Here is a 14,417-nt window from a genome sequence, read left to right as displayed (position 1 = left end):
CAAATATGAAAACACTTAAAAATGCAAAATTCGTTTTACTCTCAACTGTTCTATTAGCCTTTAATTATTCATGCAAGAAAAATGATATTGGTGGAGATGCAGAAATTCATGTGTTGGTTTATCATCACGATACACCAATTAAGGCCAGCACGCTTTATGTAAAGTTTGATGCAAAAAGCGAACCATCTGATCCAACTTCAAATTACGATCTTAAATTATTGGGTGAAGAGGATGAGAATCATGTGCATGTAGAAGGACTTAGAGCGGGTAATTACTATTTATACGCGGTGGGTTACGATAGTATTGCCAACAAAGAAGTTTCAGGAGGTATGGCAACAGAGATAAAGTGGAGCGAAAGAAAAAAACTGAAAGAAGTAACTTTGGACGTAGGTCATTAAATGAAGAAACTAATTTATTTACTTTTTTTTGTCAATTGCATTTGCAACTGGAGCTGTGGTAAAAAGGAAGACGAGTACAAGAATCTGGATTGTTCTTCTATAAATGCTTCCTACACAAGTACAATTAAGCCTTTAATTGACGCTAATTGTACAAGCTCCGGTTGTCATGATGCAAAGTCTTCGAATGGAAATTTGACAACATATGAGGGGTTAATTATTCGGGTAAATAACGGCACTCTCTCGAAACGTGTATTGTACACGAAAGATATGCCCAAGAGATCGGCACTTAGTTTAGAAGATCGAGAAAGAATAAAATGTTGGTTAGATGCGGGAGCTCCCAGAAATTGAATTTTTGCGACGGAATCATTTCATTACTTTTGCGAGATAAAAGTTAATGCAGTTTGCTATTTATAATAATCAAAGGGCGGAAGCAGAACCTAAATTAAAAGGTATTTGTCTGCATTGTAAACAAGAAGTTTTAGCGAAATGTGGTGCGAAAAATGTGTGGCATTGGTCGCACACAAAATCTGAAAATTGCGATTCGTGGTCGGAGCCAGAGACCCAATGGCACAGAGATTGGAAGAAATTATTTGGAGAAGATGATTCGGAAATAAAAGTTCAAAAGGATGACATTTACCACATTGCTGATGTAATCAATAAAGAGGGAATTGTGTTTGAGTTTCAAAATTCACCTATTTCGTCAGAGATAATTAAAACGCGTGAAAATTTTTATGGTGATAAGATGATTTGGGTCATTAACGGCATAAAGTTTAAAGATACGTTTCAAATTTTTGACGAAGCGTATTTGAAAAATTGGAAAATTCATATTCTTGATGAATTCTCTGCTACGAATTATCCAGCACTAAAAAATTCACTCATTATCGAAGACTGGCAGGTAAAACACGAGAAAGTAAGAGACTTATTGGTGAGGAATGGACTCACCCATAACATACAAGAAAAAGTGTTTAGTTTGAACCTTTCAGAACACAAGTTTGTTAATCGCGAACAATTTGTTCTTAAGTTGAACTTTGAATTACTGGATTTATACAAGGAAAACAATGAAGACTATAGTTTTGGTAAAACAGAATTTATTTGGGAACATCCACGCCGTTCATGGCAAGGAACAGCAAGACCTGTATTTATTGATTTTGGAGTAGAATTCCTTTATTACGTTAATTCCGGAATAGGAAAAAAATCCGGTGTCGGTACTAAAATATCAAAATTGAAGTTTGCTGAGAAGTATTGTGGGAATTAAAATTTATGGATGAAACAAAACATCCATTTTTAAGTCGTTCTGTATATTGCCAGAGTAGGCGTTGTTTTGCAAGCCGAAGGTAGTAATAAGAGTAATAAAAAGGGCTTTTCGTGTTTTTGTTTCCCTTTTAAAAGCACCAGTTTTGTTCCGCAACACCGAATCGTATTTTTTGTCGATGCTAAACTGGTTTATTGAAAATTTCATTTCACAAAGATTAATGACACCGTCTCGGCGATCTATCACTAAATCAATCTGCGCACCATCTTTTTCTAAAAGTGTTTTCCATGAAGATACTTGTGTTTCAACGCCGCTTATTCCTAGCGCTTGTTTAATTTGGAGAATATGAGCCAGACAAACTTGCTCAAAAGCATAACCACTCCAAGCTCTTTGAGTTGGATGATCAATCATTTTTACCCAATAATTTTTAGCAAAAGACTTTTGGCCTTCCATAAATTTTAAGTGAAACAAAGTGAAAAAATCACTGAGTTGATACAAACTATTGCGTGATTTTTTACCAAATGGGGTGTATTTTCTTATAAAACCACTTTCTTCTAATTCATCTAGAAGTCTTGTTAGCCCACCACCGTTAGCTAGTTTGCTGCTTTGACTTACTTCAGAGCGCGTTAATCCTTTATTTTTTTTGGAAAGGGCCAGCACAATTGCTTTGTGTCTTTCAGCTTTGCTAAATAAGGAGGCATATAGATTCTGAAATTCACTTGTAAGTAAACCATTCGCGTCGAAGCATAATTTATCGATTGTTTGGGCTGCACTTTGTCCCTTCTGCACGGCATCCCAATAAAAGGGAATACCCCCTAACACCATGTAAAGCTGAATTGTTTGATATTTATCTATGTTTATTTTCTTGTACCGGAGTAACTGTTCACATTCACTTAATGTAAATGGTTCGATTTTTATTTTTTGGGTTACGCGATTGTGTAATCCTCCTTTATTATTGATGAGTTTATGAATCATCCATGAAGCAGCAGAACCGCATACAATTAAGAGTACATCTTTACGAGCAGAAACCCAACTGTTCCAAAAATGCTCTAGGGCTGGTATAAAGGAAGCTTGAGGGGTATCGAACCAAGGCAGTTCATCAATAAAAATTATCTTTTTCTTTTGATTAGACCTCTGAATACCCTCACGTATTTGTTGAAACGCTTCCATCCAGTTAGTAGCATTTTTTTTCTTTTTCAGGAGGCCTTGTTCTTGAGCGGCCATATTGAAATTGATTAGTTGATCTTGAAGACCAGCCTGAGCGAGACCTGTTAATTGAAAGGTAAATTCTTTTTTAAACAACGTGCGTACCAAATAAGTTTTTCCAACTCTACGTCTTCCGTAAAGCGCTATAAATTCAGATTTAGACGATTTATAATTTTTATTTAGAAGTTCAATTTCTTTTATTCTCCCAATAATCATTTGAAATTCAATTTGGCTATAAATATACAATATTATACACATATAGCGAAATACGTAATTTTAATTTGGCTATATATTAGTGTTTTTATTAACTTATAGCCAAATTGATTCGATGGAATTAAATTTACTGCTTAGGTACAATAAACCAAACGCATCGAATTTATGCAGGAGAAAATTGCTTAATTGACTTTTCACACTTAAATAAAAAAAATAAACCGCAGATTGGTAAACATAAATTTATTAATTGGCCTTAAGAATTAAATTGGCACTAGACTTTTTAGGTTGCTGGCAAACAGTTGAAAATATATATATTTCAGATTTAAAGGGAATTAGACCAAAACCAAATTTTATTGTGTAATAATTGAAAAAAAAAGTCCAACATAAATAAAAATTAATTAAATTTGCCACTCAAAATTCATTGGCATAATTTAGGATTATCAAATGATAAAGGACTGGTTAGGTGGACGGCAATTGTCCTGTGGACAATTGAGCGAGAATGGGCGAGAGCCATCCGTCTAACAAAATAAGAAAATGCCACTGGTTAGGTGGACGTCAATTGTCCTGTGGACAATTGAGCGAGTAGGAGCGAAAGCCATTCACCTAACAAAGTAAGAGAATACCACTGGTTAGGTGGATGAGTGGCTGAAATCACCGGTTTGCTAAACCGACGTACGGTGTTAAGCCGTACCGGGGGTTCGAATCCCCCCCTGACCGCCAGACGAAAGTCAAAACAAATCAAAAGCTCGTAAAACTCAGTATTTACGGGCTTTTTTGTTTTTAGCATTATTCAAATCTTTCATGGAATCGTAACCTGTAGGTGTCAAATTCGGTGTCCCGGATTTCCACCCTTTTAGAGACACCGAATTTATCTGGAAGTCTTTAAAATCAAGCAGTTCAGAATTTGAACATCTTGTACAGTGTTTTGATAGAACCTAAATTTAACAACATAAAAGGTGGAGAAAGATGCAAACTAAAATTTCAATTCTTTTTTATATAAAAAGAACAAAATCAACAACAGATGGATTGGCGCCAATTTATATGAGAGTCACCATCGATGGGCTTAGGGTCGAAATTAGCACAAAACGGTATGTAGAGGATACAAAGTGGCTTTCACAAGCTGGAAAAGTAAAACTTGGTTCTGAGGAAGCAAAAGCAACTAATAGTTATTTGGATGCTCTTCGGGCAAAAGTGTATGATTACCAAACTGAGCTTATCCGGAATGGTCAGCCAGTGAATACTGATAACATGAGAAATAAGTTAACTGGTAGAGAGGAAAAACGTTATTCACTAGTTACCGTATTTGAAGATCACAACTCTAAAATGAAGAAACTCCTTGGTACGGAATATGCTGCCGGAACTTTACAAAGATACACGACAACCTTAAAACACCTTACAGATTACATGAAAATGCAATTTAATGTCTCGGATTTAGATATTCGAAGCGTAAATCATGCTTTTATCACAGGATTTGAATTTTATCTGAGATCAGAGAGAAAATGTGGAAATAACGTTACAGTTAAATACATCAAAAACTTTAGTAAAATAATACGCATCTGTATCGCAAATGAATGGTTGACTAAAGATCCCTTTGTAAATTTTAAATCAAAAACAAGAGAAGTAGAACGTGTATATCTCAATGAAGATGAACTACAAGCCATAACTACCAAGATTTTTCCATCAGGTCGCCTTGATCAAGTGCGTGATATATTTGTTTTTAGCTGTTTTACTGGTTTAGCATATGCCGATTTAAAAAAGCTGAGTTTGAATAATGTGGTAAAAGGCATTGATGGCGAAGACTGGATTTATGCATTTCGTCAAAAAACGGAAACACAATGTAATATTCCAATTCTACCAATTGCTAAAGCAATTCTAGATAAATACAAAGATGATCCCGTATGCAACAATAAAGGATTACTGCTGCCAGTACTAAGTAACCAAAAAATGAATGCTTATTTAAAAGAAATCGCTGACTTAGCTGGAATTACTAAGACTCTCACATTTCATACTGCCCGCCATACGTTTGCTACAACAGTAACATTAAGCAACGGTGTTCCTATTGAAAGTGTGAGTAAAATGCTTGGACATAAAGATTTAAAAATCACACAACACTATGCTAAAATTGTGGATAGAAAAGTAAGCGAAGATATGAGAATACTAAAAGAGAAATTTAAAACGGGTAATATAAATCAACACGGATTAACATCAGCCGTGTAAAAGCTATTTTATCAGCATACCCCTTTTAATAATTATTTCTTTGCAAAAATGCGACAAGGTGATTTACGTTATAAAAATTTACATACTTTCGTGCATGTAAAACCATACACAAACTACCTAAATGAAAAGAACTAAAGAAGATGCTCAACTAACTAAGGAAAGCATCATGGAAAGCGCTCTGGATGTATTTATTACAAAAGGTTACTCCAAGACAACCACAAACAATATAATAACTAAGATCAATCTCACTAAAGGCGCTTTCTATTTTCATTTCAATGATAAAGAAGATCTTTTTAAACAAGTAATCGCCAAAGAACTTGACTTTATTTCCGGTCTCATAGTTGACTCTTTTATTAAAGAAGGTGATGAAAAGGCAAAGGTAGGACACTTACTTTTTAATGTTCTTGATAATTTCTACAACAATAAACGATTTAGAAAAGTAATTCTTCTTACCTGGTTCAGAGTTGAAGTGGAAGTTGATTGTCACATCATGCATGATAAAACAAATTTCAATGAGTTCTTTCTTGAGGAATTAAACAAACTCTTCGTTCAAGCTCATAAGAAAGGTAAGCTGAGAAATGGTATTAAACCTTTAGAAACCGCGACACATGTTACTGCATTGATATTAGGCATTTACCGGATGTACTTTGTAACACCAAAATATGCAACAAACATCAACTTCTCAAAAGATATATTGAAATCTTACATCAATCAGATCTTTATTTAATCCATTTCTAAATATAACTTAGTTCAATTAACTGAGGAAGAAATACTTCCTTGCAGAAACTCCTATGCTTTCTCCCAAAACAATCAGCGCACAGATATTTATCAGTGCAGATAAACTCTTTAAAGAACTCGAAACCAATTTAGTTTCTATTTCCAGTCAAAACAACAATATTCTTTCATTGGCCGATCTATCAAGAATCGCTTGTGAAGAATCCCTATCAAAATTAAAAGATCTTATTCTCAACTCATCATTTAAGAACAAAGCGGAAGAGATCTATTTCTTTAAAAAAGTTAAGCCTAAGTTTACGTCTAAACTACATTACTTTATACATTTATTTGACCTAGAAAGAAGGAGAATATTTAACACCCTAAGTAGTCAAATAGAATACTTTGAAAAAGCTTTGTGTAACCTCAATTTTCAACATCAGGATAATATTGAATTTTACACCTATTATAGAATTGATTCCACCGCACTCGATGACAAGTATTTTGTAAGAAGTGAACTTAATATTCATCTTGCTCATTCATCTGGCCTTTTTAATTACGATAGAAATTTCTCGACGAATCGTGATAGCCATGTGGCTCAAATTCTTACTAACGATTTATTGGCTATTTATATAATTAGCGAATTAGAAAAACTCCGTGAAGAAAAAACGAGTGCAAAACTAATTGCAGTTTCAAACCTCAACTGGACAGACACTAAGGCATCTCTTACAGTTTTGGTTTATGCTTTTCATTCGTACCAATGTTTCAATAACGGTAAAAGCGAATTAAAAGAAATAGCTCAAGCCTTTTCAAAATTGTGTAATGTCGATCTAGGTGACTTCTATCGTACATGGGCTGAAATCAAACTCAAAAAAGATCCTACTAAATTCTTAGATGCCTTAAAAATTTCAGTCCATAACCGAATCAATAGCGATCTGGAATAGATTTTAAAATACCCCAGTTATACCGTACTCGGGGTTACCTTCAAACCAAAACAATTTAGTTCAGTTTGTATTAAAGCCTCCTAAAAAATTCAAGTTCGAACTTGGGTTCATCTACTGTATATTAAGCTTGTCATTCCCACACATTTGTTGCCTAATCAAAACAAATTATGGCAATCGATATTGTAACAAAAGAAGATCTTCAACTTTTCCGAGCGGAATTGATTAAAGAAATTAAACTATTAGTAAATCCAAACACACAGACAAAAAAATGGCTTAAGTCCCCAGAAGTCAGAGAACTTTTAGGAATCTCTCCAGGTACCTTGCAAAACTTACGTATTAATGGCACACTAAAATTCACACGTGTAGGTAGTATCATTTATTACGCAATGTCCGATATTCAAAAAGTACTGGATAAAAACGAAGTAGATAACTCTAACGGTAGAGGTTTATGAACTACATAAAACATCTCTCCGGTTTTTTTGATAAAGTAAGCAAAGACGACAGGCTCAATCCAACACATGTGAGCCTGTACGTCTCCTTGTTTCAATTTTGGAACGCTTGTAGGTTTAGCAACCCTATAAGCATTTCAAGAAACGAAGCCATGAAGGTTTCTAAAATTAATTCAAAAGCTACCTATCACAAATGCATGCGTGAATTAAATGATTTCGGTTATTTAAGTTACCAACCTTCTTACAATCCTTTTAAAGGAAGTTTGGTCTACTTGTTCAATTTTCAGCCAGCTGTTAATAAGGTCAATAAGCAGCCTAAAATTGAAACTAGTCCTGAACTAGCTCTGAACGGGTACCATACTAAAAACGAAACAAGCACTGAACTAGCTCTGAACAAGCATCGAACTAGCTCTGAACAAGCTCTGGTATCATATATAAACAATACAAACATTATAAACAATACAAACAGTATAAACAAAACTAAACAGCAAACGAGAGTAAACGCAAAAAAAGAAAACACACTCTCAAAAATCAATAACGACTTAAAATTTATTTCAAATGAAAAACTTAAAAAAAAGAAATCAGTCCAAAAAGAAAATGGAGCGAAACAAAAAAAAGAAAAAAGTTCCGCCAAAAAAGAAAAAGTCTCCATCACCTTTGACGAAGGACGGAAATACAGGATCGAACCAGATTTTGCCACAGAGGGATTCAAGCGGCCGCTTTTGCCAGAAATCAAAACCTACTTTGAAGAAAACAGATGGTCTGCCGTTGAAGCTCAAAAGTTTTACAATCACTATCAAAGCATCGGTTGGCTGGTAGGCAGAAAGATACCGATGGTTGATTGGCAAGCCTCTGCTCACAAATGGATCCTCAACTCAAACAAGTTTGAAGAAAACAAAAGTGCTTCGACCAAACTGTCAAAAAACTCGGTAGACAAAAACTACAATGAACCGCTTTAGGAATAACTGTTGAGTATGGCGGAACATGTGCAAAAACCAATCGACTACAACCATGCCATTGCTTGGTTAGGATTGCAGGGTAAAAATAAATTTGGATCGCACTTTACTTTACACGTTGAAGATTTGCCAGTCATCCATAAACTTTTAATTTACTTTCTAAAAGATTCAGAAATGGCATTTAAACATGATATTAATCTTCAGAAAGGTATTTTGTTAGCCGGACCAATTGGATGCGGTAAAACATCTCTAATGACTTTATTGAAATTGTATCAACCAGTAAAAAATCGTTTTGTAATTAAGTCTTGTCGTGATATAAGCTTCGAATTCATAAAAGAGGGTTACGATATTATTCAGAAGTATAGTCATCGTATCATCAATAGCAATGAATCCATAGTGTATTGTTTTGATGATCTGGGATCGGAGAACAGTTTAAAATTCTACGGCAATGAGTGTAACGTTATGGCTGAAATTTTACATTCAAGGTATGAGTTTTTTATTATCACGAACCAATTAACTCATGTTACCACTAATCTCTCTGCAAGTGAAATAGAACAATGTTATGGTAATCGAGTGAGGTCAAGAATGCGTGAACAATTTAATTTGGTTGCATTTGATCCGAAATCACCTGATAAAAGAAAATAATTCAGAAAGCAAGAGATACATTTTCAATTTGAAATAAGATTCCGCTATGCATTCACATAGTTTTCACTAGGTGTTTACCTAGCTCTTCGTAAAACGATTATCTTTTATAGTTTTGATTATCAATAAATTGATTTGTTGAAATTTTTTTTGAAGTTACAGTACCTGATTTTATTGGCAGCAAAGCATTTTTTAGGCTATCAACAAACATCTATTTAAGTTATATTTGAATGAAATGAACCCACAATTTTCATACTCCCGTTTCCTCCTTTTTGCGCTTTTTTTAAGCCTTAGTTGTAGTTACTTTTCTCAATCTGGTGTTGAACCTTCAAAAATGAAGCAGTTCAACATCACTATTAATTTTGACGATTACACAGTCAAAACACAAATGTTAAGTCATGCAAAAGATATATCAGTTAATAATGACCGCACCTATATGTGGTACGCTGCACAAAAAATAATTGAAACCAAAGGTGGCTATGATGGGAAACTAATTCATGGTACCTACCGATCCTTCTTCTTAAATAACCAACTCAAAGAGCAAGGTCAAATTAAATATGGTCTGCGCAATCAAGAATGGAAGTACTGGTATGCTGATGGAAAATTAAAGGAAGTAATTAACTGGAAAAAAGGCGTAAAGAAAGGTTCGTATTATCTGTATAACGACTATGGCCAATTGATGGCCAAAGGAAAGTTCAAGGAAGATAAACTGAATGGATGGTTTTACACCTACGGTCCTAATGGAAAGTTCGTCGACAAAAAGAAATATAAAAAAGGAGACGAAGTTCAAACTAAAGTAAAAACAAAAAAGAGGTTTAAATTAAAATTGAATTTCTTTAAAAAGAAAAAAAAGAAGGAAGTTATCGAAGAGAAACCAAAGGAAGATAAGAAACCATTCTTTAAACGTCTTTTTAGAAAAGAAAAAGAAGCTGCTAAACCTGAAACGGAAATAGAGAACAAGATTATAACATCTTAAATTGTTATAATGGAAAAACAAGAACTAATAGATTCAGAAAAAAATGTCGCAAAAAAATTATCTCTCTTTTTTCGCGAAAATATAAATCCTTTTTTTAGAAAAAAACTTAAAGGCGGCGCACTTTATGTCTCCATTTTAGTGAGTATAATAATTGGAGTGGTTCTCACATTTTTTATTCTTATTGCACAGTATAACCAAAGAAACGTAACAACATACACGCAACTAACCCAATTGTATTATAATTTAAAAAGTGCTTTTCAAATTGCTCAGTCGGCCTACTTTAGCCCTGAACAGAACTATATCTGGATCAAAAATCAGGAAAATGATGATTCAATTCGCGTAAAAAAACTCAACTGGGGTGCGTATCTTTTAATTAGTGCGGAAACTAAAAACAGACATCAGTATTTATCACAGGCGGGAATTTATGGCACTTACATGAGTTCGGACACTGGTTTACTAATTTCGGATAATAGTAGACCTGTTGGGTTAAGTGGAAACATTGTATTTAAATCAAATTGTTATTTGCCCAAAGCAGGAATTAAACCTGCATACATAGAAGGACAAAGTTATGTGAGTTCTTCTCAAAACTCAAGTTATATAAAACAATCACCTTATCAAATTCCACACCTCACTGCCTCCGTTTATAGTGGTCTCAAAGAACAATTATCAAATTTCAATTCTAATCTTGATAGCAGTGTCAAAACCCTTCCTGAAACGTATTCTCATTCCTTTAATCATAAGACTATTGTTTGGCAAAATCCCAGTGCACTTTTAAGTCGCGTAGAACTCGTTAATAATATTAAACTTGTTGCTGAAAATATTGAAATTGATAGTTCTGCACATTTAAATAATATCTTAATCGTTTGCAAAAAGGCAAGATTTAAAAAAGGTTTTAAAGGGAAAATCCACGTGATTGCTTCTGATAGCATTAGTATGGAAGAGGGTTGTGAGTTTAACTACCCTTCTTCATTTGTGCTTTTAGCAGCCGAAGGAGAAACAAACGCTATTAAGTACATACAGTTTAATAAAAATTGTCGTTTTTATGGAGGCGTTTTAGCAGTCTCAAAAATTAAAGGAAATGCAAATGATCAAAAAGTCTTTGTAAAACTTCATGCAGAAAGCGAAGTGAATGGATTTGTATATTCGTCAGACTACATTCATTTAGAAGGTCTCGTAAACGCGACAGTTATCGCTAATAAATTATTACTTAAAACACCGTCTGCAGTTTATGAAAATCATTTACTCAGTTGCGAGATAAACCCTAAAAAACACTCTTCCATGTTGACAGTTCCACTTGTTTTTAATGAAAGAGCAAAATTGCTATGTTGTGAAACTATAAATTAGAAATGAAAGCTAAGAAGCCGAAATATGTTAAGGGAAGCAGCATGGTTGAGGTGCTAATAGCGTTTGCAATCACAAGTTTTTGCGTAAGCTTGGCTTTTATAATTTATTTAAACATTCAAAAAAGCAGCTTACCGTTTTTTAAAATTAAAGCAGTGGAGTTGGCAGAACAATTTATGCATGAAACATTAGAGAAAAATACTTTTTTTGAAGAAAGTTATACAGCAGAAGAGTTTACCGCAAAGAAAACGATTATTGGCACCAGTTCTTATCCAGATTGTTCCTTAGTAAGAATTATTGTGTTTGACTCGTTCAAAAAAAAGATATACGAATTGGAAACACTAGTCTATAATCCCGGACACTATTAAATGATTAAAAGGAAAAGCAAATACAAGGTAAAAGGATTCACAATTGCTGAACTGCTGGTCGTTTTGGTCTTGAGTTCAATTTCCATAAGTTTATCTTACGGTACACTTACCTATATTCAAAAATTATTCAGTGAGTATAAAAAACAAAATAAATTTTTAAATGAATACACCGATCTAAAAGAAAGACTGGACTATGAATCTTTGAATGCGCGTATTGTTGAACTAGAGAAAGAAAATTGTTTTTTGTTCCACCGTGATAGTACTATTTCAAGTTTACAATTATTAGAACATAAAATACTACTAAAAAGAAACAATCACTGCGACACATTTCATATTGAACCGCAAAAAATTAAAGTAGAATTCGAGCACATGACAAACCCAATCTGGGTAAACAGATTAGTTAATAAAATTAGTTTTGAAGGGGAGTATACAAAACAAAAATTAACTATTTGTTTTTATAAAGACCATAGTTCTGCAATTAAGTTAATGTTAGATAAAGAGGAGAAGTTATGGCAGTAATTGATCTCGCAAAATATTCCGAAAAACAAATTCCTAAAGTACGCTCTGAAAAACTAGCTAAAGATTCTAGTGTTTCGAGTTTTATGAACACAGAGATTACTTTGTTTGAAAAAAAATTCGGTCCAAAAGAAAAAGAAGCATTTTATTCTGAACTGGGTTTGCTGCTTTCTACGGGTGTTGATATTAAGACAGCTTTTGAAATTATTGAAGAAGATATTCCCAATAAAAAACATAAAGCTTTATTGGAACAGATAAAAAACGATATCATAAGTGGCATGCGCATTTTTGAAGCGGTATCTAAGCACGAAAAAGTATTTAGTAAATATGAAGCCCAAAGTATTAAAATAGGGGAGGAAACTGGCAAACTTGCTGATGTGTTGAAAGAATTAGGAATATTTTATTTGTCGAGTATTAAGTTAAGAAGGCAGATAGTAGGTGTTATGACTTATCCTGTTGTGGTGATTAGTATGGCAATATTAATTGTTTATTTTATGCTCTCGTTTGTAGTGCCAATATTCATTGATATTTTTACGCAGACAGGCGGAGAGTTACCGGAAATAACCCAATTTTTAATTAAAGTTAGCAATAAGAGCTCGGCAATTTTTTATACTCTTTTTGTATTTGTGGGAGTAATTGTAATTCTTCATAAAACACAAAAGAAGAAAGAATGGTATAGGAAATACACCTCAGCGTTCTTTTTAAAAATACCGGTAGTAAATAAACTTATTCAAAAGATTTATCTAGCTCGCTTTTGTCAAAGTATGAAGTTATTGTCTGGTGCACGTGTAATGATTAATGAAGCCTTGGAACTTGTTCGAAACATGATTGAATATTATCCAATGGAACATGCTCTTGAAATGGTGAAAAACGAAGTAGTAAGCGAAGGAAAATTATTAAATGAAAGTCTTGCGAAACATTCTATTTTTCCAAAAAAATTAATTGCGTTAATTAAGCTTAGTGAAGAAGTAAATGCCCCGGAAATTATTTTTGAGAAACTCTACCAGCAATACTCCTCTGAAATGGAGCATCAGCAAGCCGTTATTGGGAAATTAATTGAACCTATTTTTATTGTGATTTTGGGACTATTTGTTGGGTTTATTTTAGTGGCCATGTATTTACCAATGTTTGAAATGAGCAGCGGAACTTTTTAAAACGAATTTTATTTAATTATTTTATATCAAAACACCATGAAACAATTTAGTCAGATTAGAAAAATTAGAGCTTACAAGGTTAAGGGAATGACTTTAATTGAACTCCTTTTAGTGCTCGCCCTTGTTGGAATTCTTTTATCCATGGCGGTGCCAAAGTTGATGCCATTAATTGGAAGAACGAAATCATTAGAAGCGCAAATGCAATTAAAACATGTTTTGAACCTAGAAAAGAATTATTTCTATATCAATTCAAAATATTCCAACAGTTTAGAAGATTTAGGGTTTGAGCAATCAAAACTTATCACCGAAGACGGCAAGGCAAACTATAAAATTGAGATTGTAGAAGCTAATAATAAATCTTTCACCGCAAAAGCAATCTCGGTGACAGATTTTGATCAGGACGGCCAACTAAATGTTTGGCAGATTAACCAGGACGAGGAAATTAAAGAAGTAATCAAAGATTAATGACAATAATTGCCTTTATGATTTGGCTGTGCTTAATTCTTGTTTTCGTTAGTTCATTTGTTATTGCGTACCAAGATTTTAAAACACGCTTAATTAATATCTGGTGGATAGTTTGTTTTGGAATAGCATCTATTAGCCACTATGCGCTAACACATTCTTTTGGTGGTCTTTTTGAAAATATAATTTTCTGTTTTGTATATCTTTTATTCTCTTATCTCATTTTACATTTATTTTATTTTGTTAAAACAAAAAAGTTTCAAAAAATACTTGACAGTAAAATTGGTTGGGGAGATGTTTTTTTAGTAGTACTTATTGGTACTTGTTTGTCTCCACTAACAATGATCTACTTTTTCACCTTTGTTTTTGTTGTAACGCTTATTTTTCAATTGGTGTTTCAAAAACAAAGTAAGAATATTGCCTTAGGGGCAATGTTGGTTATTTGTTATTCTATTTATATAATAATAGATGTGTTCAGAATCATTTTTGAAGCCCCTTAACTGAGCGAAATTAACTTTATTGAAAGTAGAATTATACTTTAATAATCTGAGTTTTCTGCATACTGAATAAAAAAAAGGGAAGAAAAAATTGTAAAAGTGCGTTTGACTGAAC

The 14,417-nt window shown here is 33.4% G+C and carries 17 protein-coding genes and 1 tRNA gene; 17 read left to right on the top strand and 1 reads right to left on the bottom strand.

Features of this window, described 5'->3' with window-relative positions; genetic code table 11:
• Nucleotides 1-5 precede the first annotated feature (5 nt).
• Genes P2086_RS16290 through P2086_RS16280 form a run of 3 tightly spaced genes read left to right on the top strand, consistent with a single transcriptional unit; the run spans nucleotide 6 to nucleotide 1,653 of the window.
• A complete protein-coding gene (locus tag P2086_RS16290; protein WP_317897817.1) occupies nucleotides 6-398 on the top strand; it encodes a hypothetical protein in 393 nt (130 codons plus the stop codon).
• A complete protein-coding gene (locus P2086_RS16285; protein WP_317897816.1) occupies nucleotides 399-746 on the top strand; it encodes a hypothetical protein in 348 nt (115 codons plus the stop codon).
• 46 nt (nucleotides 747-792) lie between these two features.
• Nucleotides 793-1,653 (top strand): competence protein CoiA, encoded by an 861-nt coding sequence (locus P2086_RS16280; RefSeq protein ID WP_317897815.1) that lies wholly within the window; start codon nucleotides 793-795, stop codon nucleotides 1,651-1,653.
• A 3-nt stretch (nucleotides 1,654-1,656) separates the two neighbouring features.
• On the opposite strand, the gene P2086_RS16275 is transcribed toward P2086_RS16280, so the two are convergent.
• On the bottom strand, nucleotides 1,657-3,072 hold the full coding sequence (locus tag P2086_RS16275) for an ATP-binding protein (RefSeq protein ID WP_317897814.1): 1,416 nt from the start codon (nucleotides 3,070-3,072) through the stop codon (nucleotides 1,657-1,659).
• Nucleotides 3,073-3,696: 624 nt separating this feature from the next.
• Here P2086_RS16275 and P2086_RS16270 point away from each other — a divergent pair.
• From P2086_RS16270 to P2086_RS16205, 14 genes are all read left to right on the top strand, one after another.
• Nucleotides 3,697-3,789 (top strand) — tRNA-Ser (locus P2086_RS16270).
• A 246-nt stretch (nucleotides 3,790-4,035) separates the two neighbouring features.
• Nucleotides 4,036-5,286: a site-specific integrase gene (locus tag P2086_RS16265; RefSeq protein ID WP_317897813.1), complete on the top strand. Its 1,251-nt coding sequence runs from the start codon at nucleotides 4,036-4,038 to the stop codon at nucleotides 5,284-5,286.
• Nucleotides 5,287-5,407: 121 nt separating this feature from the next.
• Nucleotides 5,408-6,013: a TetR/AcrR family transcriptional regulator gene (locus tag P2086_RS16260; protein ID WP_317897812.1), complete on the top strand. Its 606-nt coding sequence runs from the start codon at nucleotides 5,408-5,410 to the stop codon at nucleotides 6,011-6,013.
• Nucleotides 6,014-6,077: 64 nt separating this feature from the next.
• Nucleotides 6,078-6,941 (top strand): RteC domain-containing protein, encoded by an 864-nt coding sequence (locus tag P2086_RS16255; protein WP_317897811.1) that lies wholly within the window; start codon nucleotides 6,078-6,080, stop codon nucleotides 6,939-6,941.
• A 167-nt stretch (nucleotides 6,942-7,108) separates the two neighbouring features.
• Nucleotides 7,109-7,393: a helix-turn-helix domain-containing protein gene (locus tag P2086_RS16250; protein WP_317897810.1), complete on the top strand. Its 285-nt coding sequence runs from the start codon at nucleotides 7,109-7,111 to the stop codon at nucleotides 7,391-7,393.
• Nucleotides 7,390-8,349: a transcriptional regulator gene (locus tag P2086_RS16245; protein WP_317897809.1), complete on the top strand. Its 960-nt coding sequence runs from the start codon at nucleotides 7,390-7,392 to the stop codon at nucleotides 8,347-8,349. Before P2086_RS16250 ends, P2086_RS16245 begins: the two co-directional genes overlap by 4 nt.
• A gap of 15 nt (nucleotides 8,350-8,364) precedes the next feature.
• Nucleotides 8,365-8,991 (top strand): P-loop NTPase family protein, encoded by a 627-nt coding sequence (locus P2086_RS16240; protein WP_317897808.1) that lies wholly within the window; start codon nucleotides 8,365-8,367, stop codon nucleotides 8,989-8,991.
• Nucleotides 8,992-9,322: 331 nt separating this feature from the next.
• Entirely contained in the window at nucleotides 9,323-9,964 is a 642-nt protein-coding gene (locus P2086_RS16235) for a toxin-antitoxin system YwqK family antitoxin (RefSeq protein ID WP_317897807.1), read from the top strand.
• Between the two features lie 9 nt (nucleotides 9,965-9,973).
• Nucleotides 9,974-11,308: a hypothetical protein gene (locus P2086_RS16230; protein WP_317897806.1), complete on the top strand. Its 1,335-nt coding sequence runs from the start codon at nucleotides 9,974-9,976 to the stop codon at nucleotides 11,306-11,308.
• A gap of 2 nt (nucleotides 11,309-11,310) precedes the next feature.
• On the top strand, nucleotides 11,311-11,673 hold the full coding sequence (locus P2086_RS16225) for a type IV pilus modification PilV family protein (protein ID WP_317897805.1): 363 nt from the start codon (nucleotides 11,311-11,313) through the stop codon (nucleotides 11,671-11,673).
• The gene (locus tag P2086_RS16220) at nucleotides 11,674-12,192 is read left to right on the top strand and encodes a prepilin-type N-terminal cleavage/methylation domain-containing protein (protein ID WP_317897804.1); all 519 of its coding nucleotides are present in this window, start codon (nucleotides 11,674-11,676) and stop codon (nucleotides 12,190-12,192) included.
• Entirely contained in the window at nucleotides 12,183-13,343 is a 1,161-nt protein-coding gene (locus P2086_RS16215; RefSeq protein WP_317897803.1) for a type II secretion system F family protein, read from the top strand. The genes P2086_RS16220 and P2086_RS16215 overlap by 10 nt, the downstream gene beginning before the upstream one ends.
• Before the next feature lie 36 nt (nucleotides 13,344-13,379).
• A complete protein-coding gene (locus tag P2086_RS16210) occupies nucleotides 13,380-13,808 on the top strand; it encodes a prepilin-type N-terminal cleavage/methylation domain-containing protein (RefSeq protein WP_317897802.1) in 429 nt (142 codons plus the stop codon).
• Nucleotides 13,808-14,305, top strand: a complete 498-nt coding sequence (locus P2086_RS16205) for a hypothetical protein (protein ID WP_317897801.1) — start codon at nucleotides 13,808-13,810, stop codon at nucleotides 14,303-14,305. The genes P2086_RS16210 and P2086_RS16205 overlap by 1 nt, the downstream gene beginning before the upstream one ends.
• The last annotated feature ends 112 nt before the right edge of the window (nucleotides 14,306-14,417 follow it).

This window comes from Aurantibacillus circumpalustris, from assembly GCF_029625215.1.
Lineage (GTDB): Bacteria > Bacteroidota > Bacteroidia > B-17B0 > Aurantibacillaceae > Aurantibacillus > Aurantibacillus circumpalustris.
This window is presented reverse-complemented; position numbering and strand designations above follow the sequence as displayed.